Source organism: Micromonospora sp. DT41, from assembly GCF_049841715.1.
Taxonomy (GTDB): domain Bacteria; phylum Actinomycetota; class Actinomycetes; order Mycobacteriales; family Micromonosporaceae; genus Micromonospora; species Micromonospora profundi.
Window position 1 is genome coordinate 59,090 of sequence record NZ_JBNCKU010000019.1, and the last position, 20,958, is coordinate 80,047.

Below are 20,958 nucleotides of genomic sequence, written 5' to 3' on the forward strand. Positions count from 1 at the left end.
GGGCAGGGCCGTGGCACCGGGTCGAACTCGGGCACTCCACCACGAAAGAACGCCCGGCCGCGGGCCGGGCGTTCTTTCGTAGTACGGCTGATGCGAGGTTGTTACCGGGTGACGCTGCGGCGGCGACCCACGCCGGCGACAAGCGCGACGGCGATGGCAGCCACGACGACCTGCACCAGCAGTTCGGTCCAGTCCACACCGGCGGTCTCGGTCGCGATACCCATCGCCCGCGCCAGCACCGTACCCAGCAGGGCCGCGCCGATGCCGATCAGCAGGTGCAGCCAGATCGGCATGTTCTGCCGGCCCGGGACGACCAGACGGCCGAGCGCTCCGACGATGAGACCAACAACGATGGCGGTGATGATGCCCCACACGGTGAGCTCCACGGTCGCCCTCCTTCTAAGAATGTCCGACACACAATGTGTGTGTGCTTCCTGTCGTGACCGCTAAGTTCCCGACCGCCCGAAATCCCAAACCGACTTCGATACCGAGACGATCACGAATTGGTAGACATGGGCGGCGTTCGCCGACATGATCGGCCGCCGCGACGCATTGGCCGAGGTCATGACCGTGACCCGTCGACCTCGTCAACCTCGCCGACCTCGACGGCACGCTGGGACGCTGGGACGCTGGGACGCTGGATCAACGACCGGTCCGAGGACGCCGCCGTCGGGACGGACATAACGGCCGCTACGACCCCGGCAACCGACACAACTGGACGTGATCGACTCGGCTTCACTGAAACCGGGGTATCACCGCGACCCGGACACCCCGATATCAAGGAACCCGAGTCGATCAACCCGAAAACGGCGGTGGGCGGCGGGGCGCTGGGCCCGCGGCGGGGCCACAGCGGGCGCCGGCCCGCGAGGGGCGCCCGCCCAGAGCGGGCGCGGGCCCGCGGTGAGCGCCCGCCCGCGGCGGGCGCTCACTTTTGTTGCGACGAACGCCGATGGGCGCCCGACCTGTTGGTCGGGCGCCCATCGAAGGTTGCGGCGGTACGGGGTGGTGCTGGTGTTACCGGGTCACGCGGCGGCGACCACCCACACCGGCGACCAGCGCGACGGCGATGGCCGCAACGACGACCTGCACCAGCAGCTCGCCCCAGTCCACACCAGCGGTCTCGGTCGCGATGCCGATCGCCCGCGCCAGCACCGTACCCAGCAGGGCCGCGCCGATACCGATCAGCAGGTGCAGCCAGATCGGCATGTTCTGCCGGCCCGGAACGACCAGGCGGCCCAGCGCGCCGACGATGAGACCAACAACGATGGCGGTGATGATGCCCCACACGGTGAGCTCCACGGTCGCCCTCCTTCAAAGGAACGTCTGACACACAATGTGTGCTTCCTGTCGTGACCGCTAAGTTCCCGACCCGTGGAAAAGCCAAACCGACTCACCGGGAAACAAGTGGCAGACGTCAATGCAGCAGGCGTGCGTCGGTTGGGCTGGGAGCGCGTCCACGCAGCTCACCAGCCCTGCGACCGGTCACCGACCGCCTACCGGCGGCCCGAAAAAATTCTCCGCCAGCCCGGGCCCACCCGGCACCCGGGTCGACATCCGAGCCACGCTGCCGGCCCGGACGCAGCCCACCGCGCGGGATCTGGTGGCCGCCGAGCCGGCGCCGGGCACCCGAGAGCCACGCCGGACGCACGGCGCCTGTTGAACAAGAGCCCTGCGCCCGGAACCCGCCGTTCAGCCCCCGCTCGGGCGGAGGCCGGGGTTACTTCTTGCCGGCGGCCTTGCCGTCGCCGGAGTCGGAGGACAGCGCGGCGATGAAGGCCTCCTGCGGCACCTCGACCCGGCCGACCATCTTCATCCGCTTCTTGCCTTCCTTCTGCTTCTCCAGCAGCTTGCGCTTGCGGCTGATGTCACCGCCGTAGCACTTGGCGAGCACGTCCTTGCGGATCGCGCGGATGGTCTCCCGGGCGATGACCCGACTGCCGATGGCCGCCTGGATGGGCACCTCGAACTGCTGGCGCGGGATCAGGGTACGCAGCTTGGCGGCGATGGTGACGCCGTAGTTGTACGCCTTGTCCTTGTGCACGATGGCGCTGAACGCGTCCACCGGCTCACCGTGCAGGAGGATGTCGACCTTGACCAGGTCGGACGCCTGCTCGCCGGAGGGCTCGTAGTCGAGCGAGGCGTAGCCCTTGGTCCGGCTCTTCAACTGGTCGAAGAAGTCGTAGATGATCTCGGCGAGGGGCAGCGTGTAGCGCAGTTCCACCCGGTCGGCGGAGAGGTAGTCCATGCCGAGCAGGCTGCCGCGCCGGCCCTGGCAGAGTTCCATCACCGCGCCCACGTAGTCGTTAGGGGTCAGCACTGTGGCCCGGACCACCGGCTCGTACACCTCGGCGATCTTGCCCGTGGGGTACTCGCTGGGGTTGGTGACGACGATCTCCTCGCCGTCGTCCTGGATGGCCCGGTAGACCACGTTGGGCGCGGTGGAGATCAGGTCGAGGTTGTACTCACGCTCCAGCCGCTCCCGGATGATCTCCAGGTGGAGCAGGCCGAGGAAGCCGCAGCGGAAACCGAAGCCGAGCGCGCCGGAGGTCTCCGGCTCGTAGTCCAGCGCGGCGTCGTTGAGCTTGAGCTTGTCCAGTGCTTCACGCAGGTTGGGGTAGTCGGAGCCGTCGATCGGATAGAGACCGGAGTAGACCATCGGCTTCGGGTCCTTGTAGCCACCCAACGGCTCGGCGGCCGGCCGGCTGTTGATGGTGACAGTGTCACCGACCCGGGACTGCCGGACGTCCTTCACACCGGTGATCAGGTAGCCGACCTCGCCGACGCCGAGCGCCTCGGCCTTGACCATCTCGGGTGAGATGACGCCGATCTCCAGCAACTCGTGCACCGCGCCGGTGGACATCATCTTGATCCGGTCCCGGGCGCTGATCCGGCCGTCGATGACCCGAACGTAGGTGACCACGCCACGGTAGACGTCGTACACCGAGTCGAAGATCATGGCCCGGGCGGGCGCCTCGGCCTCGCCGACCGGCGGGATGAACTGCCGGACGATCTCGTCGAGCAGGTACGGCACGCCCTCGCCGGTCTTGCCGGAGACCCGGATGCAGTCGGCGGGGTCGCCGCCGATCAGGTGGGCAAGCTCCTCGGCGTACTTCTCCGGCTGGGCGGCCGGCAGGTCGATCTTGTTGAGCACCGGGATGATGCGCAGGTCGTTCTCGAGCGCCAGGTAGAGGTTGGCAAGGGTCTGCGCCTCGATGCCCTGCGCGGCGTCGACAAGCAGCACGGCCCCCTCGCAGGCGGCCAGCGACCGGGACACCTCGTAGGTGAAGTCGACGTGCCCCGGGGTGTCGATCATGTTGAGCACGGCCTGCTCGCCGGCGCGCTCGCCCTCACGGATGGTCCACGGCATCCGGACGGCCTGGCTCTTGATGGTGATGCCGCGCTCGCGCTCGATGTCCATCCGGTCCAGGTACTGGGCGCGCATCTGCCGGGGGTCGACCACACCGGTGAGCTGCAACATCCGGTCGGCCAGTGTCGACTTCCCGTGGTCGATGTGGGCGATGATGCCGAAGTTCCGGATGCGACCAGGGTCGGTGGCACCAGGAGCGTTCGCGCCGGGATCGAGCTTCGGTGGCACAGCGGTCCGTTCTGGTCGGCTGACGTGAACAGGCCGGCGCGCCGCCGACCCCCTCTATGTTCCCACGCCGCCGGGGTACGCCCGCTGTGCGGGCGATGGATCGCTCCGAGAACCCCTCACTCCAGAGGCGGCTCGACGAAGAGCGCGGCCAGCCGGGGCAGCCTGCGGCGGGCCTCCTCCTCGTCGTCGAAGTCCCAGAAGTCGTTGAGATCCGGGGTACGCACCGGGTCGCGGTCCGCGGGAAGTTCGGTCGCCGTGGCCTTGCGGTACGCGTCCCAGGGCACCGACAGCATCTGCTCGGCGGAGAATTCCTCGCCGCTGAGCGAGGCGGCCCGCACCTGCGGCAGCTCCGCCAGCGAGTCCGGGTCGGTGACCGCGCGGGCGAAGACCGCCCGCCCCTGGGTCATCAGCCAGCCCCGGAAGTGCTCGAAGCCCTCCGCCGAGGCACCACCGTTGATCAGGTACGCCGCACCCCACAGGTCCGCCTTGTGCGAGGCGGCAAGCACCCTCGTCTGGTGGCGCGCGTACCCGATGATGTCCTCCGGGTCGCGCTTGGCGAGCAGGGCGACGGCTCGCGCGGCGACCGGGCCGGGCTCTCCCCCGCCACCGGCGCGGGCCTCGTCGATCAGCTGCCAGAAGTCCTCGGTCCTCATGGTTTGGCAGTCTGGCAGTGTCGCCGCGCGTCGCGCACGTACCCCGGGGCAGCATGGTGGGGTGTCCTCCCCGCCGCCTCCGCCCCACGCGGGCGTGCCGCGCCCGTCGTGGTCGGCGCTGCCTGCGGCGCTGCGGTACGCGATCGCGGGCCGTCTCGGCGCGGCGGTGCTCGCCGCCCGGGTCGCCTCCGCCGGTTTCAGCGGGGGCTTCGCCGCCGTGCTCGACACCGCCGACGGGGGCAGGGTCTTCGTCAAGGCGGCGGCAAGCGTGGGGCAAGCGCACCTTGTCGACTCGTACGCCCGGGAGGCCGCGATCCTCGACCGGCTGCCGGTCGGCCTGCCGGCGCCCCGCCTCCGGTGGACGCTGTACGACGCCGGCTGGTTCGTGCTCTGCACCGACGCGGTCGACGGGCACAACCCTCGCCGACCCTGGACGCCTGCCGAGATGGAGGCCACGCTCGCCGGGTACGCCGAGGTCGCCGTTGCGCTGGCCGATCCGCCGGCCGCGCTGACGGCGCTCGGCCTGCCGCACCTCGCCGACCTGGCCCGCTCGGACATCCTGTGGTGGGAGGAGGTCGCCGCCGGCCGGGAGCCCGCACCGGCGCTGCCCGTTGCCGCACGGGGCCGGCTGCCCGACCTCGTGGAGCTGGAGTCCCACCTTCCCCGGTACGCCGCCGGGGCGACCGGGCTGATCCACGGCGACCTGCGGGGAGACAACGTCCTCGTCGACGGGGAAGGCCGGGCCTGGTTCTGCGACTGGACCTGGGCGTGTTCCGGGCCGGCCTGGTTCGACGTGGCCGGGCTGCTGCTCAGCGCGTACGCCGACGGGCTGGACGCCGACCGGCTCTTCGCCGCGCACCCGACCACCGCCGATGCGCCCCCGGACGCGCTCGACGCCACCCTGGCTGCGCTTGCCGGCTACTACCTCACCGGGGCGGACGCGGCCCCGGCGACGGTGCCCCCGCACCTCACCGCACACCGGCGACGCAGCGGCGGGCAGGCGCTCGACTGGCTTGCCCGACGTCAGGGCTGGGCGTGACGCGGCCAGGGCGTATTGTGGTCCCCGGCGAGCCGGGGTCGGCCGCTCGGTGGTCGAGCCGTTTTGGCTCGTCCCGGGCGACCTGGTAACCTGGCTCTTCGCGCAGCGTTGACGCATGTTCGTCATCCCGCGCACTTAAGCTGACCAACCCGAGCTATCAAGACGAGGCTGTCGCGTGGCGAACATCAAGTCCCAGATCAAGCGCAACCGGCAGAACGAGAAGGCCCGGCTGCGCAACAAGTCGGTCAAGTCGTCGCTGAAGACCGCCGTCCGGAAGTTCAACGAGGCTGCTGAGGCCGGTGACGTCGAGAAGGCCACCGCTCTCATGCAGGAGGCCTCGCGCAAGCTGGACAAGGCCGTCAGCAAGGGCGTGATCCACTCCAACCAGGCCGCGAACCGCAAGTCCGCGATCGCCAAGCGCGTGGGTGCGCTCTCCGCCTGACGCTCCTGTCAGACTGAATTCGGAAAGCCCCGGACTCCGGTCCGGGGCTTCCGCATATCCAGCGTTCCACCGGACTTCGAGATCTTGGTGAGGAAGCGCCCCTGGAGGGGCCGTTTCTCTCCAAGATCTACTGAGGTTGGGACGGCGGGGGCGCGGGCGCGGCATCCACCACGACTGCTCCAGGCACGCTGTGCGAGATCCACTCGACCCGGGCCCTGCCGACGACAGGCTCCATCTGCCTGCGGAAACGGTCCCGCTCCTGCTCGGGCACGAGCGCTGCGGAACGGACGACTGTCGCGGCCACCATGTCGTTGAGCTTGACCATCGCCGCCACCACAAGCGGCAGCACCAGCACCGCCCACCAGGTGACCAGCTCCGCGAGAGCCAGCAGCACCGCAAGGGCGATGGTGCCCTCGAAGAAGAGGAAGCAGAGCACCCCGCCGGGGTTGACGAACCGCAGACCGAGGAGCCGGGCATAGAGCGGCCGGTAACGCTCCTCGTCGGCCGGGATGGTGGCCCACGCCGTACGGTTCGGCCCCGTCACCGGCTGCTGCCCTGCCGGGCCGCCGCGACCGAGAAGACCGCGCGCTCCAGGGCGTACGCCCTGTCGTCCGAGCCACCCTTGACGGCCGCGTTGCACTCGGCGGCGACCTGCATGGCCCGGACCAACCCCTCCGGGGTCCAGCCCCGCCCCTGCCGCTGCGCCCGCTCGATCTTCCAGGCTGGCATGCCCAGGCTGCTTGCCAGCTGGTACGGGCTACCCCGCCCGGCTGACGCGACGCGGGCCACAGTACGCACCCCGTCGGCCAGCGCGTCCGCGATGGGCACCGGGTCGACGCCGACATGCAGGGCCCACCGCAGCGCCTCCAGCGCCCCGGGCACGTCGCCGACCATCGTGGCGTCCGCCACCGTGAAGCCTGTCACCTCGACCCGACCCCGGTAGTAGCGGGAGACCGTGTCGGCGCTGATCCGCCCGTCGGTGTCGGCGATGAGCTGGGAGCAGGCGGCGGCCAGCTCACGCAGGTCGTTGCCGACCGCCGCGATCAGCGCCTCGGCGGCGTCGTCGGTGCACTTGCCGCCGGCCCGGCGGATCTCGTCACGGACGAAGGCCACCCGCTCACGGTGCCCCTTGAGCTTGGCAGCGGGGACCACGGTGGCACCGGCCGACCGCAGCCCATCGGCGAACGCCTTGCCCTTGGCGCCACCCAGGTGCAGCACCAGCAGCTGGACCTCCGGGTCGGGATTCTTCGCGTACGCCAGCAGCGCTGCGACCAGATCCTTCCGGGCGTCCTGGCCGGAGCGCAGGATGAGCAGCCGCCGCCCGCCGAACAGCGACGGGCTGAGCATCTCGGCGATCTCGCCGACGGTGAGCACGGCTGCCTGGTACTCGCGGACGTCCACCTGGGCGTCGACACCGCGGGCCCGTTCGACGGCTTCGGTCACCGCGCGCGTGGCGAGCAGCTCCTCGTCGCCGAGGACGAGCAGAATGGGGGCGAGGCTGGCCGGGGTCACGTCGCCCATATTCGCACGCCCCACGGCGGGATCGTGCCTGCTCATTCGCCGCCCGGTCGGTGCAGCCCGCACTTAGCGCAAATCCAGACATTCATCTCTATTTACCGCCTAATCCGCAATTCACCCGCCGTTTCCTTGTCGGTGCTGCAATTTCCACGCGCCGCGCCTCGGCGGAGCCCGGGACATTGGCTGTTGCGCTCTCGCGCCCCGCTCGTCGGTCCCGACGGCGATCACCCGCCGATGCCCGCCCGGCGACGCCCGCCCGGCGACGCCCCGCCCGGCGACGCCCCGCCCGGCGACGACCGCCCGGCGACGCCCTCACCCGGCGGCCTACGGTGGCCGCCCCGGCGGCACTCCTCGGCGGACCACCGCCACACCCCCGCCGGTACGCACCACCGCCAGGTCGCCGTCGGTGTCGGTCCGCAGCACCCGTGCGCCGCCTCTGCTCAACCGGGCCAACAGACCGGGGTTCGGGTGCCCGTACGTGTTGCCGACCCCGACCGGCACCAACGCGACGGCCGGGCGGACCGCGTCCAGGAAGCCCTCGTCCTGATACGCCGAGCCGTGGTGGGCAACCTTCAACACATCTGCCCGCAGATGCTCCGGCGTCACCCGCGTCAGTACCGCGTGCTGTTCCTCGGTCTCGGCGTCGCCGGGCAGCAGGATGCGTACTCCGGCGACTGTGGCGCGCAATATCAACGAGTTGTTGTTCGGGTCGGATCTCGTGCCGGCCATTGGATAGGGCGGGCCGAGCACCAGCAGGTCGACCCCGCCGATCGGATGCCGCGCCCCGGCGGTGGTACTCAGCAGCGCCGCCCGCCCGCCGGTCGCCGCAGCGTGCACCGCGTCCCGGCCGCCCGGTGGATCCGCCGACGATGGAGTCAGGACGGCGGCCACCCGCCGGCCCCGGAACACCCCTGCCACCCCGCCCACGTGATCGGCGTGAAAGTGGCTCACCACCAGCAACGACACCTCCCGGACGCCGAGCCGCCGCAGACAGGCGTCCACCGGCCCGGGCTCCGGCCCGGCGTCGACCACCACCGCCCGGCCGGAGGCGACAGGCAGCACCAGGGCGTCGCCCTGACCCACCGCGCAGGCCACCACCACCCACCCGGGCGGCGGCCAGCCCGTGGCCAACAGCCGGACCGGGAGCGCGCCGACAAGCGCGGCGACGGCGACGACCGCCACCAGCCGGCGTACCAGCGGCCGGCGTACGGCGATCAGCAGCGCAACGGTCAGGGCGGCCAGTAGCAGGGCACCGGCCGCCCCACCCGGCCAGGGCAGCGTGCCGGCCGGCAGGCGGGCACCGTGGCGGGCGATGACGACAAGCCACCAGGCCGGCCAGCTCGCCAGCCACGCGAGGAACTCGGCACCGGACGGCCAGACCGGTGACAGCACGGCCGCCGCCACGCCCAGCACCGTCGCCGGTGCGATGGCCGGCACCGCCAGCAGGTTGGCCGGCACCGCCACCAGGCTGACAGTGCTGGAGATCGCGGCGACGACCGGCCCGCAGGCGACCTGGGCCGCCGCCGGCACCGCCAACGCCTCGGCCAGCCCACCCGGGACGCCCCTGCGGCGCAGCCCGTCCCGCCAGCGCGGGGCGAGGAGCAGCAGGCCACCGGTGGCCAGAACGGACAGCGCGAACCCGGCGTCGCCTGCCAACTCGGGGTCGACAAGCACCAGCACCGTGATCGCGGCGGCCAACGCGGGCAGCGCGGCCCGGGGGCGACCGGCGGCCAGCGCGGCGAGCCCGATCGCTCCCATCGTGGCGGCCCGTACGACACTCGGCGACGGGCGCACCAGGATGACGAAGCCCACGAGCGCCACCCCGCAGAGCCCTGCGGCGAGCCACGGGCCGGCGCGTGCCCAGCGGGCCAGCAGCAGCACCGCTCCCACGACGATTGCCACGTTGCTCCCGGAGACGGCATTGAGGTGCGTCATGCCGGTGGCTTGGAAGTCCTCCTCGACGGCGGGTGGCAGGCGGCTGGTGTCGCCCACCACCAGGCCCGGCAACAGCCCACCGGGGTCGTCGGGCAGGGGCGCGCAGGCGCGTTGCAGGCCGGCCCGCAGCGTACCGGCGGCACGCTGCGCCCAGGATGGCGTGCCCTGCCGCTCGGGCGGCCCGGTGGTGCTCAGCACCGCTGCGGTGAGGTCGCCACCGCGCGGTACGCCGAGTCGCCCTTCGGCTGTCACGCGCTGGCCGGGCAGCAGCCCTCGCCACGCCGGGTCGGTGGCAAGGACCAGCAGTCGCACCGATGCGTGGATCCTTTCGCCGTCCGGACCGGTGAGCCGGACCAGCCGGGCCGGCACCAGCAGCATGCCGGGACGCCCGGCGGACCGGATCGAGCGCGGGTCGTCCCGGACGACGAGGTCGGCGGTGACCGGCGCGCGCGCCTCGGACAGGGCCCGGATCGGCGGCGAGTCCCGGACGGCCAGTTGGGCGCTGGTCGCCGCCGCACCGCAGAGCACGCCGAGGCCGACCGCGACGGCGATCCAGCCGTACCGGCGGGTCACTGCCCGGGGCCGCCCGAAGCGGCCGAGCAGGTGCAGGGTGCTCAACGCCGTCAACACCGCCACCACGCCGGCCACCAGCAGCAGCGGGCGGGCACCGACGTGCAGACCGGCGAGCGCGGTGAGCCAGGCGGCGACAGCCAGGCCGGCCAGCCGGAGGTCCGGCGGGGTCGGGTCGCCGACGACGGGCTGGCCGCTCACACCGTCACCAGGTCCTTGAGCTGCTCGTATCGCGCGTCGCCGATCCCGTCGACCTGGCGCAGATCGCCGACGCCCTTGAAGCCGCCATGCTGGTCCCGGTAGGCGAGGATCCGCTGGGCGAGCACCGGCCCCACACCGGGCAGCGAGTCGAGCTGGGCCAGCGTGGCGGTGTTGAGGTTCAGCGGACCGCCGGCGGGCGGCACCCCACCGGCTTCCGGGCCGACCGCGCCGGCCGGCACCGGCGGTGGCGTCACCCCGACCACGATCAGCTCGCCGTCGGTGACCTTGCGGGCGGGGTTGAGCAGCGCCACGTCGACACCGGGCAGCGGGCCACCGGCCGCCTGCACCGCGTCGGCCACCCGCGAACCGGCCGGCAGCCGCACCAGGCCGGGCTTGCGGACCTTGCCCGCGACCGCCACCACCAGCTCGCCGGCACCGGACGCGCTTGCGTCACCCGCCGGGCTGACCGTGGCGACCTCGCCGCCCGGCGGGGTGACCGCCTCCGCGTGCGGCCGGGAACGCCAGGCCCAGCCTGCGGCGGCGAGCACCACGAGCGCGGCGACGACCGCAAGCGCCCGCACACCGCGCCGTCCCGGATCGAACGCTCCCGGACCGGGCAGCGACGACGCGGGCTGGGCCGCAGGGCCGTCCGTCGCCGGCTCCACGTGCGGCACCCCGGCCCGGGGCGGCACCACACCAACCGGTGGGTCGCTCCACGACACCCCGATCGGGGGTACGCCACTCGGGGGTGACTCGCCCTGCGCCAACAGCGCACCAGGCGAGGCACCCGCGGGCGGCACCTCGCCCCATGGCGGCGGCGCACCGACCGACGGCAACGCGCCCGCCGGACCCGCCAAAGGCAGCGCACCCGCCAGCGGGAGAGCGCCCGCCGGAGACAGCCCGCCCACTAGCGGCAGCCCGCTCGCCGGAGGCAACCCGCCCGTCAGCGGGTCGGTCAGCCGGCGCAGGCGCTCGCGTACCTCTGTCTCCTCGTCGTGCGACACGAGGTGACGCTAGGGCGGCGGGCGGTGCTACAGGTCACGCCGCATCCACCCTGTGGACAACGAACGCCACTGTGGACAACGCCCTGATCATGCCTCGATCTGCTATGGGCCGGACGGTCGCCCGAGGAGCGGCGAAGCGGCGGAGCGGCGAAGAGAGCACCTCAGCTGCGGCGGTGTACGACGACGCAGGCCAGCCCCGGGCCGGCGTGCGCGGCGACGACAGCACCCGCCTCGGAGACGTACGTGTCGTGCAGCCGGTCGCCGAGCCGCTCGGTGAGCGCGGCGAGCAACGCCTCGGCTCGCTGCGGCGCGGCCAGGTGGTGCACACCGAGGTCCACGTCGTCGTCCCCGGCCGCCTCGACGGCCAGGTCCACGAGCCGGGCCACTCCTCGACTGGCGGTGCGGACCTTCTCGCGCAGGACTATCGCCCCGTCCGGCATGTGCATGATCGGTTTGACCGACAGAGCGGTGCCGAACAGCGCTTCGGCCGCGTTGATCCGGCCGCCCCGGCGGAGGAACTCCAACGTGTCGACGTAGAACCAGACGGTCGTACGGGCGACGGCGGCGAGCGCGGCGTCGCGTACACCGTTGAGGTCGGCACCGGCCTCGGCGGCGGTGGCTGCCGCGATGGCCGGGAAGCCGAGCCCCATGCCGGTGGAGCGACTGTCGACGACCTCGACCCGGCCGCCGAAGTCGGCGGCGGCCAGTTGGGCGGCCTCGACGGTGCCGGAAAGGCCTGCGGAGATGTGCACGGAGACGACCCCGTCGGCCCCGGCGTCGAGCAGTTGGCGGTACGTCCGGGCGAACTGCTCGGGCGCTGGCCGGGAGGTGGTCGCCGAGACCCGCCGGCCACTGAGCGCCCGGGTGGCGTCGGCCGGCTGGGTGTCCACCCCCTCCAGCCCCTCCGCACCGTTGAGCACGACGGTCAACGGGACGACGGTCAGGTGGTGGCGCTGCACCAGCTCGGGCGAGAGGTAGGCGGTGGAGTCGGTGACGACCGCGACGGGCATGCCCGGCACCGTAGCCGATCGGGACGGCGAACGACGAGGCGGAAGCGCCTAGATCGCGTCGACGACCACCGGGGCGGTGACCAGGCCGACGTTGTGCGCCCGCAACTGCCAGCCACTGACGTCATGGGCGCGCCCGACAGCCGGCGCGCGGTCGTCGTGCCGCAGCTCGCTCCAGTGGCAGTTGGCCAGGGAGCCGATCGTGCGCAGCACCCCCCTGTCCCAACCGAGCAGGTGACCGATGCCCTGCCGGGAGGCGCCACCGTGGGTGGCGACCACCACGGTGCCGCCGGTCGCGGCGTCGGCCGCCTCCCGCAGTGCGGCGCTGACCCGCTCGCCGAGGTCGTGAAGGGGCTCCAGATCCGCGCCCGGGGCGGGGTCACCGGCCCGCCAGCGCGCGTACTCCTCGGGGAACTGCTCGGCGACCTCGGTGAGGTGCAGGCCCTGCCACTTGCCGAAGTGGCGCTCGCGCAGCCGGGCGTCGGTGCGGACCGGCAGCCCCGTCAGCGCGGCCAGCGCCGCGGCGGTGTCCGCGGCGCGGCTCAGGTCGCTGGACACGATGGCGTCGGGCCGCAGCGCCGCGAGCAGCGGCGCGGCGGTCCGGGCCTGGTCGCGACCCCGATCATTGAGGGGTACGTCGGTCTGCCCCTGGACGCGGTTGGCGGCGTTCCAGTCGGTGTTGCCGTGCCGCCAGACGATCAGTCGGGTCATTCGGCTGCGGCGGACCCGCTGGCGTCGGCCTCGACCAGGTCGCGGTCGACGAACGGGATGGTGGGGCAGTCCTTCCAGAGGCGGTCGAGCCCGTAGAACTCGCGCTCCTCGGTGTGCTGGACGTGCACCACGATGTCGACGTAGTCGAGCAGCACCCACCGGCCGCCACGCTCACCCTCGCGCCGCACCGGCTTGGCCTTCTCCGGCAGCTCCAGCAGGCGCTCCTCGATGGCGTCGACGATGGCAAGCACCTGACGCTCGTTGGGGGCGGCGGCGAGCAGGAACGCGTCGGTGATGGCGAGCTGGTCGCCGACGTCGATGATCGCGATGTCCTGCGCCTTCTTGTCGGCGGCGGCCTGGGCGGCGGCGATAGCCAGCTCGTGAGCGCGTTCGGAAACTGTCACCGTTCTCCTTCGATCAACCGTGCGATCCTCCAAGCGTCTCACACCCGGGGACGCCCCGACCCGTCAGTTCTGGTCGGTTAAGGGCATGAAGGCACCCATACTGGGCAGAATCAGCGCTGGTAGAGGCGGCGCTTGGCGATGTACTGCACCACACCGTCGGGCACGAGGTACCAGACCGGCTCACCCCGGGCGACCCGGGCGCGGCAGTCGGTCGACGAGATGGACATCGCGGGCACCTGGATCAGGCTGACAGTGTCCGCAGGTAGGTGCTTGTCGGTCAGCGGGAAGCCGGGCCGGGTCACCCCCACGAAATGGGCCAGCTCGAATATCTCGTCCAGGTCCTTCCAGGACAGGATGCGTTGCAGGGCGTCCGCACCGGTGATGAAGAACAACTGCACCTTGGGGCCGTACTCGGCCTGGAGGTCGCGCAGGGTGTCGACGGTGTAGGTCGGCCCGTTGCGGTCGATGTCGACCCGACTGACCTGGAAGCGAGGGTTCGAGGCCGTGGCGATGACGGTCATGAGGTAGCGGTCCTCGGCCGGGCTGACCATCTCGTCGGCCTTCTGCCACGGCTGCCCGGTGGGGACGAATACCACCTCGTCCAGGCCGAACCGGTCCGCGACCTCGCTGGCCGCCACGAGGTGCCCGTGGTGGATCGGGTCGAAGGTGCCACCCATGATCCCGATCCGCCGGATGTCTTCCTCCACCCGATGATCGTAGGCGGAGTCTGATGGCTGGCCACCCTGGCCCGGAGGTGCGGTCGGCAGCGACGTCGAGGGTCGCGGCGCCGCTACTCGCGTGCATATACTCGTAGACAAGTAATCGAGGGCGAGAGCGGGAGGCCCGTCATGCCGAAGCGGCGCAAGGTCGGCAACCTGCTCGCGCTTGCCGTGCTGTCCGCACTTGCCCAGCGGCCCATGCACCCGTACGAGATCGCCACCACACTGCGCGCCTGGGGCAAGGACCAGGACATGCAGTTCAAGTGGGGATCGTTCTACACAGTGGTCCGCAACCTGGACAAACACCAGCTGATCGCGGCCGTGGAGAGCGTCCGCGACAGCCGACGTCCGGAACGCACCGTCTATCGGATCACCGAGGCGGGGCGCGCTGAGCTTGTCGACTGGGCCCGCGAACTGGTCTCCACGCCGGAGCCGGAGCACCCCCGCTTCCGCGCCGGCCTCTCCGTGCTCGCCGCCCTGCACCCCGACGAGGCCACGGACCTGCTGCGCCGGCGACTCGACCTGCTGGAGGGCGCGATCCGCCGGGACCGCGACACGCTCGACACCCACCTGCGGGAGATCCCGCGACTGTTCTTGATCGAGTCGGAATACGACATCTCCATGCGGGCCGCGGAGGCGGCCTGGCTGCGCGGGCTACTGGGCGAGCTGACCTCGGGCACCTACCCGGGCCTGGACGTCTGGCGGACCTTCCACGAGACCGGCGAGATGCCGGCCGAGCTGACCGAGCTGGCAGAGAGGACCAGCCAGGACCCCGACACCACCGACTGAAAAAACGGCTCCGGCGGGGTGCGCCAACACCCCGCCGGAGCCCTACCTCGAACCGACACCTGTGCAGGACACCCGGCCCGAATGCGGCAACCACGAGGATAACCGGGTCCCTCCCAGGTCGGTTCGCACGCGCACGCACCGACGAACCACAGGGAGAGAACATGACCACGGTACGAACCGCGATCGTCATCGGCGGCGGCATCGCCGGGCCGGTGACGGCACTCGCGTTACGCCGCGCCGGCATCACCGCCACCGTGTACGAGGCGTACCCGGAGACTGCCAGCGGGGCCGGCGGAATCGGCGGCACCCTCGCGCTCGCGCCAAACGGCGTGGCGGCGCTGCGTGCGGTCGGCGCGGGCGAGGCGGTGACGGCGATCGCCACCCCGATCGAGCGCACCGTGATGGCCGTCGGCCGTCGACGCGTCGACCTGCCCACACTGGCCGGGGCGCCGCCACTGCGCGTGGTCCACCGGGCCGCGCTGTACCGCGTCCTGCACGACCGGGCGGTCTCCGAGGGCGTTCCGTTCGCGTACGGCAGGCGGCTGGTCCACGCCGACCAGACCGACAGCGGTGTGACAGCCCGCTTCGAGGACGGCAGCACCGCCACCGCCGACATCCTCGTCGGCGCCGACGGCATCCGGTCCACGGTCCGGAGCCTCATCGACCCGGCCGCTCCCGGCCCCCGCTTCACCGGCCTGCTCGGCTTCGAGGCGGTCGCGCGGCACGAGGTGGACGCCGAGCCCGGCACCATGACGTTCGCGTTCGGCAGGCGCGGCTACTACCTGTACTGGCCGGAGCCCGGCGGCGGCACCCGGTGGGGTGCCAACCTGCCGTACCAGCGGCCACTGAGCCTCGTCGAGGCCCGCGCGGTACCGGCGGCGCAGTGGCTGGACACCCTGCGCGAAAGCTACGGCGACGACGACCCCGGCCGGCAGCTGACGGCGACCAGCGACGCCGACGAACTCCAGGTGGTCGGGGCGTTGCAGATAATGCCGCAGGTGCCGCACTGGTATCGGGGGCGGATGGTGCTGGTCGGCGACGCGGCGCACGCGCCGTCGAACAGCTCCGGGCAGGGAGCGTCGCTTGCCATCGAGAGCGGCGTGCAACTCGCCCGCTGCCTGCGCGACCTGCCGGACGTGGAGTCGGCCCTTGCCGCGTTCGTGCGACTGCGCCGCGCCCGGGTCGAGAAGGTCGCCGCCCGCGCGGCCCGCATCAACCACGCCAAAGCGCCAGGGCCGGTCGCCCGCACGCTCATGCCGCTGCTGATGCCGCTGCTCGTGCGCACCGCGATGGACCCGGAGAAGACAGTCGCCCACGAGCAGCGCTACGTCATCGACTGGGACGCCCCGGTCACTGCCGACCCGGCGTTGCGCTGACGTTCCGGTGCGCGGGGTGACCCACCGGCCACCCCGCGCCCGGAGCGACACGGGCAGTCCCGATTCGCCGCCCGCGCCGGCTCGGCTCAGGCCGCCGCCGCGGCCACCGCCGTGCGGGCGACAAGCGCGCGGCGCAGGTCGTCGTCTGCGTCGGTGACCACCCGACGCAGACCCGGGGTCAGGTCGTCGCGGGCCAGCAGCGCCGCGGCGGCCTCCCGGGTCGGCTGCGCCACGGCGTAGCGCGGGAACGCCAGCTTCGCCACCCGATCGGCCGTCCACGGGGTACGTCCACGGGCGGCGGCCGGCATCTCGGCGAAGTACCGCTCGACGTACGCGGCGGTCAGCTCGGCCTGCTCGGGCTGCCAGAACCCCTCGGCGGTCGCCTCCAGCAGCCGGTTGGACAGCTCGGTGCCCCGCACGATGACCTCCCAGGCGGCCTGCTTCGCGGCCGGCTCCGGCAGGGCGGCCCGGCAGAGGGCGGCCCGCTCGGCACCCGCGGAGCTGGGATCGGCGGCCACCTCTGCGGCGATCTCCGCTGCACCGGCCGCGCCCAGCACGACGAGGCGGCACAGCACCGACCAGCGCAGCTCGGCGTCGACTTTCAGCCCGGCCGGCACGTCGCGACCGGCGAGCCAGCCGGTGAGCAGATCGACGTCGGTGGTGGCGGCGACCCATGCTCGCGCGGCAGCGAGTTGGAGGGACTCCCCCGCCGGTGCGCCGTCGAGCAGTTGCCGGCACGCCCCGGCGATCCGGGCCAGCGCCGCCGACCGGGCCAGCGGGTCGAGGTAGCGGTCGACAAGCGACCTGCTGAGCGTCAGCACGTCCTCCGCGATGATCACCTCGATCTCGGCGGGCAGCGCGGCGACCATCAGGTCGACAAGGCCGGTGACCGGCCGTTCCCCGTCGGTCGCCGCGTCCAACGCCTCGCCCCAGAGCACCGCCCGGGTGAGAGGGTCGGCGAGACCGGGCAGCACCAGCGGAACGGCGTCGGCCGAGGCCGGATCGAGGCGCACCTTGGCGAAGGTGAGGTCGCCGTCGTTGAGCAGCAGCAGCCGGGCCGCCGGTGCCCCGGTCAGCGCGCCGAGCACGGTACGGCCACCGTCGACAGCGGGGTCGAGATCGACCTCGTCACGCTCCACAGTGCCGTCCATCGAGTAACGGCCCACCCCGATCCGGTGCGGGCGCAGCACCGCTGCCGACTCGGGCGCGGTCTGCACGACGGCCACCTCGCTGTAGCGGCCGTCGGCATCGACGGCCACCTCGGCGCGCAGCGTGTTTACCTGCGGGCTGCGCAGCCACCGCTGCGCCCAGTCGAACAGGTCCCGGCCGCTGGCGGCGGTGCCGTCGTTACTCGCGACTGCGGGGCTCGCAAGCTCACTCCTCGCGCTCGCGGCGCCGTCGTTGCTCGCGACTGCGGGGCTCGCAAGCTCACTCCTCGCGCTCGCGGCGCCGTCGTTACTCGCGACTGCGGGGCTCGCAAGCTCACTCCTCGCGCTCGCGGTGGAGAGGCTGGCCAGCAGGTCGGCGAGGGTGGCGTTGCCGAAGCGGTGTGCGGCGAAGTGCGCGTTCAGGCCAGCGAGGAACGCCTCGTCACCGAGCCACGCGACCAACTGCCGCAGCACGCTGGCACCCTTGGCGTACGAGATGCCGTCGAAGTTGAGTAGGCCCTCCTCGGCGTCGGCCACCTCCTCCGGGGCGACCGGGTGGGTGGAGGGGCGCTGGTCGGCGGCGTACCCCCAGGCCTTGCGGCGCATGGCGAACGTCGTCCACGCCTGGTCGAAGCGCGTCGCCTCGGCGGTGACCCGGGTGCCCAGGTATTCGGCGAAGGACTCGTTGAGCCACAGGTCGTCCCACCAGCGCATGGTGACCAGGTCACCGAACCACATGTGCGCCATCTCGTGGGCGATGGTGGTGGCCCGCAGCTCGCGCTGTGTGTCGGTGACCGCCGAGCGGAACACGTAGTCGTCGCGGAAGGTGACGATGCCCGGGTTCTCCATCGCGCCGGCGTTGAACTCGGGCACGAACGCCTGGTCGTACTTGCCGAACGGGTAGCGCTCGGTGAACAGCTCGTGGAACCGGTCCAGGCACTGCCGGGTGACTGTGAAGATCTCCTCGGCGTCGGCGTCCAGGTGCTCGGCCAGCGACCGGCGACAGTAGATGCCCAGCGGTACGCCGTCGTGCTCGGCCTGCCGCACGTGGTACGGCCCGGCGATCAGCGAGAAGAAGTACGTGGCCAGCGGTGCCGTCGGGGCGAACTCCCAGCGCCCGGGGGCCGGGTTGGCGGTCAGCTCGGCGTTGCCGACGACTGTCCATTCCGGCGGGGCGGTCACAGCGAGCACGAACGACGCCTTCAGGTCAGGCTGGTCGAACGCGGCGAAGATGCGTTGCACGTTGTCGAGGAACGTCACGGCGTAGAGGTAGGTCTCGCCGTCGGCCGGGTCGACGAAGCGGTGCATCCCCTCCCCGGTGTTGGAGTAGGCCATCTCCGCCTCGACGACAAGCGTGTTGTCCGCCTCCAGGTCGCTGAGCGGCAGCCGGTTGTCGGCAAGCACGCCCGGGTCCAGGTCGCGGTCGTTGAGGCGTACACCCAGCAGGGTGTGGGGTTTGATCTCGGCGAAGGTCGCGGCGCCGGGGGTCGCCCGGAACCGGATCTCGACGCGGGAGCGGAACAGGTCACCGCCACCGGTCAGGTCGATGTCCACCTGATAGGACTCGACGGTAATCGTCGCGCCACGCGCGGTCGCCTCTACACGGGTCAGGCTCGGCATCCGCTTATCCTGCCCGATGGGGATCGGCAATCGGTCCCCACACGGCCCTCGGCACTGGAGGAAAGAACCATGGCGGAGCACCCCAAGGGCGATTTCGACCTCTCCCGGGCGGTCTGGCAGCGGGCCGAGGGGGACACCTCCGACAGCGCGGTCGAGGTCGCCTTCGTCGACGACCTGATCGGGATGCGCAATTCCGCCGAGCCGGAGGGACCGGTGCTCGTCTTCACGCAGGCCGAGTGGGACGCGTTCGTGGCCGGCGCGCAGGACGGCGAGTTCGACCTGGACTGACTGCGACCGGGCGCCGAAGGGCGGTGTCGCCGCCCGTCGTCAGCCATCGTGGTCTCCGTCGCCGTCTCCGTCTCCGTCGCCCCAACCGAGGCCGCCGGGACCCGGCGCGTGGTGGAAGCCGGGATGGTCGGCCACGTCGACGCAGCGCTCCCCGTCCGGGCCGACCGCCCCGCAGAACAGTCGTTCGGCCCGGTGCCAGGCGTCGGCCGGTGACAGGGCCGCCGCGCCGAGTGCCAACTCCGGGCGGAGCAGGCTCAGCGCCTCGGCGTACGACACTGCCACCTCGCGGGCGTCGGCCGTGCCCGGCGCGGTGAAGCCCAGGTGCACCGTGAAGAACCGGTGCGGTCGGGTGGGCCGCCTGGGCGGCCCGATCAGCGGCCGGTCGTCGCGGCCCCCGCCCGATTTCCCGGCCGCCCGTCGCTGCCGCCAGTGTGGCGATCTGTTCTCCCGCATCGCGCCCTCCCCGTGGCCGTGGCCTTCGAGGCCCGCCGGCAGGCGGCGGCCTCACCAGCAAGCCAACCAGGTTCCGCCGTTCCTGGGAGGGGCCAGCGGGGCCCGGTCGGCGTGATTCAGCGGCGGCGACCGGGGTAGTCACAACGCGAAGGCGGCCGGTGGTCGACGGCCGCCACCTGCGCGTGAGGAGACACCGATGGCGACCCTGCCGGTCGACCGCAGCCCGGACAGCACCCTCGCGTTCCTCCGCGCCGGGTACCGGTTCATCGGTGAGCGCTGCGACAGGTACGGCAGCGATGCCTTCCAGACCCGGATTCTGCTGACGCCGACCATCTGCCTGCGCGGCAGGTCGGCGGCGGCGCTGTTCTACGACCCCGAGCGCTTCCAGCGGCGCAACGCGATGCCGCTGCGGGTGCAGCGCACGCTCACCGGCCGAGGCGGGGTGCAGGGGCTGGACGGCCCGGAGCACGCCGACCGCAAGGCGATGTTCATGTCGATCATGACGCCGGACAACATCCGGAGGCTCGGGCAGCTCTTCGACGACGAGTGGCGGACCCGGATCGCCGCCTGGGAGGCCGCCGGGCCGGTGCGGCTCTACGACGAGACGGGTCGCCTGCTGACCCAGGTGGTCTGCGCCTGGGCCGGGGTGCCGCTTGTCACCTCGCAGGTCGACCGCCGGACCGTCGAGCTGCACGCCATGATCGAAGGCCCGGCGATGGTCGGCCCTCGGCACTGGCGGGGCCTGCTCGCCCGCCGCCGGGCCGAACGCTGGATCGGCGACCTCATCGAGCGGGCCCGGGTGGGCACCCATCCGGCGCCGCCCGGCAGCGCGCTACAGGTGATCGCCGAGCACCGCGACGCGCAGGGGTCGCTGCTTCCCCGCCGGATCGCCGCTGTCGAGCTGCTCAACGTGCTGCGCCCAGTGGTCGCCGTGGACCGGTACGTCGCCTTCGCGGCCCTCGCCCTGCACGACCACCCTGCCTGGCGGCAGCGGGTCCGCGACAGCGACGAGGCCACCGAGCAGTTCGTCCAGGAGATACGCCGCTACTACCCGTTCTTTCCCTCGTCCGCCGCCCGGGTCCGGCGCTCCTTCGACTGGGAGGGCCACCACTTTCCCCGGGGGCGGCGGGTGCTCCTCGACCTCTACGGCACCAATCACCACCCGACGCTCTGGCCGGAGCCGGAGCTGTTCCGCCCGGAACGGTTCGCCGGCCGCCGGGTGGACCCGTTCGAGCTGATCCCACAGGGCGGCGGGGACTTCTTCGCCGGGCACCGCTGCGCTGGCGAGTGGATCACCATCGACCTGATGAAGCGGGCGGTCACCAACCTGACGAGCGCCATGACCTACGACGTGCCGCCGCAGGATCTGCGGCTGGATCTGAGCCAGATGCCGGCCCTGCCACCGAGCGGCATGACCCTCACCGCCATCCGTCGGGCCACCTGACCTGCCCCGCCGGCCAGGAACCAGACCGGCGGGGCGATGGTA

At 72.2% G+C, this 20,958-nt stretch carries 20 protein-coding genes; 6 read left to right on the forward strand and 14 right to left on the reverse strand.

Going from position 1 to position 20,958, the window contains the following annotated elements; translation table 11 throughout:
* Positions 1-101: 101 nt before the first annotated feature.
* The 4 genes from ACLQ23_RS27245 to ACLQ23_RS27260 all read right to left on the reverse strand — a co-directional run bounded on the left by ACLQ23_RS27245 (position 102) and on the right by ACLQ23_RS27260 (position 4,248).
* Positions 102-386, reverse strand: coding sequence for a GlsB/YeaQ/YmgE family stress response membrane protein (locus ACLQ23_RS27245; RefSeq protein WP_355595984.1), 285 nt, complete (start codon positions 384-386; stop codon positions 102-104).
* Between the two features lie 628 nt (positions 387-1,014).
* On the reverse strand, positions 1,015-1,299 hold the full coding sequence (locus tag ACLQ23_RS27250; RefSeq protein ID WP_355598000.1) for a GlsB/YeaQ/YmgE family stress response membrane protein: 285 nt from the start codon (positions 1,297-1,299) through the stop codon (positions 1,015-1,017).
* A gap of 418 nt (positions 1,300-1,717) precedes the next feature.
* Positions 1,718-3,595 carry a translation elongation factor 4 gene (lepA, locus tag ACLQ23_RS27255; RefSeq protein WP_355598002.1) on the reverse strand — a complete coding sequence of 626 codons (1,878 nt, stop codon included), beginning with the start codon at positions 3,593-3,595 and terminating at the stop codon, positions 1,718-1,720.
* Between the two features lie 116 nt (positions 3,596-3,711).
* Entirely contained in the window at positions 3,712-4,248 is a 537-nt protein-coding gene (locus ACLQ23_RS27260) for a DUF4240 domain-containing protein (RefSeq protein ID WP_355598003.1), read from the reverse strand.
* A 61-nt stretch (positions 4,249-4,309) separates the two neighbouring features.
* Here ACLQ23_RS27260 and ACLQ23_RS27265 point away from each other — a divergent pair, with 61 nt between their 5' ends.
* Together ACLQ23_RS27265 and rpsT are read left to right on the forward strand one after the other, a co-directional pair.
* A complete protein-coding gene (locus tag ACLQ23_RS27265; protein WP_355631049.1) occupies positions 4,310-5,287 on the forward strand; it encodes a phosphotransferase family protein in 978 nt (325 codons plus the stop codon).
* Positions 5,288-5,462: 175 nt separating this feature from the next.
* The gene (gene rpsT, locus ACLQ23_RS27270; protein ID WP_252417947.1) at positions 5,463-5,729 is read left to right on the forward strand and encodes a 30S ribosomal protein S20; all 267 of its coding nucleotides are present in this window, start codon (positions 5,463-5,465) and stop codon (positions 5,727-5,729) included.
* Positions 5,730-5,856: 127 nt separating this feature from the next.
* Here the strand turns inward: rpsT and ACLQ23_RS27275 are convergent, their stop codons facing one another.
* From ACLQ23_RS27275 to nadD, 8 genes are all read right to left on the reverse strand, one after another.
* Positions 5,857-6,273, reverse strand: a complete 417-nt coding sequence (locus ACLQ23_RS27275) for a hypothetical protein (RefSeq protein ID WP_355598008.1) — start codon at positions 6,271-6,273, stop codon at positions 5,857-5,859.
* Positions 6,270-7,250, reverse strand: a complete 981-nt coding sequence (gene holA / locus ACLQ23_RS27280; RefSeq protein ID WP_355631055.1) for a DNA polymerase III subunit delta — start codon at positions 7,248-7,250, stop codon at positions 6,270-6,272. The genes ACLQ23_RS27275 and holA overlap by 4 nt, the downstream gene beginning before the upstream one ends.
* Positions 7,251-7,571: 321 nt before the next feature.
* Positions 7,572-9,953, reverse strand: a complete 2,382-nt coding sequence (locus ACLQ23_RS27285; RefSeq protein WP_425881348.1) for a ComEC/Rec2 family competence protein — start codon at positions 9,951-9,953, stop codon at positions 7,572-7,574.
* Positions 9,950-10,957 (reverse strand): helix-hairpin-helix domain-containing protein, encoded by a 1,008-nt coding sequence (locus tag ACLQ23_RS27290; protein WP_355598012.1) that lies wholly within the window; start codon positions 10,955-10,957, stop codon positions 9,950-9,952. The genes ACLQ23_RS27285 and ACLQ23_RS27290 overlap by 4 nt, the downstream gene beginning before the upstream one ends.
* Positions 10,958-11,118: 161 nt before the next feature.
* Positions 11,119-11,967, reverse strand: coding sequence for a DegV family protein (locus tag ACLQ23_RS27295; RefSeq protein WP_355598014.1), 849 nt, complete (start codon positions 11,965-11,967; stop codon positions 11,119-11,121).
* Positions 11,968-12,015: 48 nt separating this feature from the next.
* Complete coding sequence (locus tag ACLQ23_RS27300; protein WP_355598016.1) at positions 12,016-12,675, reverse strand: histidine phosphatase family protein; 660 nt, start codon at positions 12,673-12,675, stop codon at positions 12,016-12,018.
* Positions 12,672-13,079: a ribosome silencing factor gene (gene rsfS / locus ACLQ23_RS27305; RefSeq protein ID WP_053656062.1), complete on the reverse strand. Its 408-nt coding sequence runs from the start codon at positions 13,077-13,079 to the stop codon at positions 12,672-12,674. Before rsfS ends, ACLQ23_RS27300 begins: the two co-directional genes overlap by 4 nt.
* Before the next feature lie 110 nt (positions 13,080-13,189).
* The gene (nadD, locus tag ACLQ23_RS27310; protein ID WP_053656060.1) at positions 13,190-13,786 is read right to left on the reverse strand and encodes a nicotinate-nucleotide adenylyltransferase; all 597 of its coding nucleotides are present in this window, start codon (positions 13,784-13,786) and stop codon (positions 13,190-13,192) included.
* A 141-nt stretch (positions 13,787-13,927) separates the two neighbouring features.
* On the opposite strand from nadD, the gene ACLQ23_RS27315 reads away from it, so the two are divergent.
* The gene (locus ACLQ23_RS27315) at positions 13,928-14,587 is read left to right on the forward strand and encodes a PadR family transcriptional regulator (RefSeq protein ID WP_355598018.1); all 660 of its coding nucleotides are present in this window, start codon (positions 13,928-13,930) and stop codon (positions 14,585-14,587) included.
* 161 nt (positions 14,588-14,748) lie between these two features.
* Complete coding sequence (locus ACLQ23_RS27320) at positions 14,749-15,963, forward strand: FAD-dependent monooxygenase (protein WP_355598020.1); 1,215 nt, start codon at positions 14,749-14,751, stop codon at positions 15,961-15,963.
* An 86-nt stretch (positions 15,964-16,049) separates the two neighbouring features.
* On the opposite strand, the gene pepN is transcribed toward ACLQ23_RS27320, so the two are convergent.
* Positions 16,050-18,731, reverse strand: a complete 2,682-nt coding sequence (gene pepN, locus ACLQ23_RS27325) for an aminopeptidase N (RefSeq protein WP_355598022.1) — start codon at positions 18,729-18,731, stop codon at positions 16,050-16,052.
* Between the two features lie 69 nt (positions 18,732-18,800).
* Between pepN and ACLQ23_RS27330 the strand changes: the two genes are divergently transcribed.
* Complete coding sequence (locus ACLQ23_RS27330; RefSeq protein WP_053656052.1) at positions 18,801-19,019, forward strand: DUF397 domain-containing protein; 219 nt, start codon at positions 18,801-18,803, stop codon at positions 19,017-19,019.
* 39 nt (positions 19,020-19,058) lie between these two features.
* Here ACLQ23_RS27330 and ACLQ23_RS27335 read toward each other — a convergent pair whose 3' ends face one another.
* Positions 19,059-19,472, reverse strand: coding sequence for a hypothetical protein (locus tag ACLQ23_RS27335; RefSeq protein ID WP_355598024.1), 414 nt, complete (start codon positions 19,470-19,472; stop codon positions 19,059-19,061).
* A gap of 196 nt (positions 19,473-19,668) precedes the next feature.
* Here ACLQ23_RS27335 and ACLQ23_RS27340 point away from each other — a divergent pair, with 196 nt between their 5' ends.
* Complete coding sequence (locus ACLQ23_RS27340; RefSeq protein WP_355598026.1) at positions 19,669-20,916, forward strand: cytochrome P450; 1,248 nt, start codon at positions 19,669-19,671, stop codon at positions 20,914-20,916.
* Positions 20,917-20,958: the final 42 nt, after the last annotated feature.

Bases quoted from the DNA above. Each gene is read 5' to 3' on its own strand.
- ACLQ23_RS27260 (WP_355598003.1), bottom strand. From the start codon at position 4,248: ATGAGGACCGAGGACTTCTGGCAGCTGATCGACGAGGCCCGCGCCGGT.
- holA (WP_355631055.1), bottom strand. From the start codon at position 7,250: ATGGGCGACGTGACCCCGGCCAGCCTCGCCCCCATTCTGCTCGTCCTC.
- ACLQ23_RS27295 (WP_355598014.1), bottom strand. From the start codon at position 11,967: ATGCCCGTCGCGGTCGTCACCGACTCCACCGCCTACCTCTCGCCCGAG.
- ACLQ23_RS27300 (WP_355598016.1), bottom strand. From the start codon at position 12,675: ATGACCCGACTGATCGTCTGGCGGCACGGCAACACCGACTGGAACGCC.
- ACLQ23_RS27315 (WP_355598018.1), top strand. From the start codon at position 13,928: ATGCCGAAGCGGCGCAAGGTCGGCAACCTGCTCGCGCTTGCCGTGCTG.
- ACLQ23_RS27320 (WP_355598020.1), top strand. From the start codon at position 14,749: ATGACCACGGTACGAACCGCGATCGTCATCGGCGGCGGCATCGCCGGG.
- pepN (WP_355598022.1), bottom strand. From the start codon at position 18,731: ATGCCGAGCCTGACCCGTGTAGAGGCGACCGCGCGTGGCGCGACGATT.
- ACLQ23_RS27330 (WP_053656052.1), top strand. From the start codon at position 18,801: ATGGCGGAGCACCCCAAGGGCGATTTCGACCTCTCCCGGGCGGTCTGG.
- ACLQ23_RS27335 (WP_355598024.1), bottom strand. From the start codon at position 19,472: ATGCGGGAGAACAGATCGCCACACTGGCGGCAGCGACGGGCGGCCGGG.
- ACLQ23_RS27340 (WP_355598026.1), top strand. From the start codon at position 19,669: ATGGCGACCCTGCCGGTCGACCGCAGCCCGGACAGCACCCTCGCGTTC.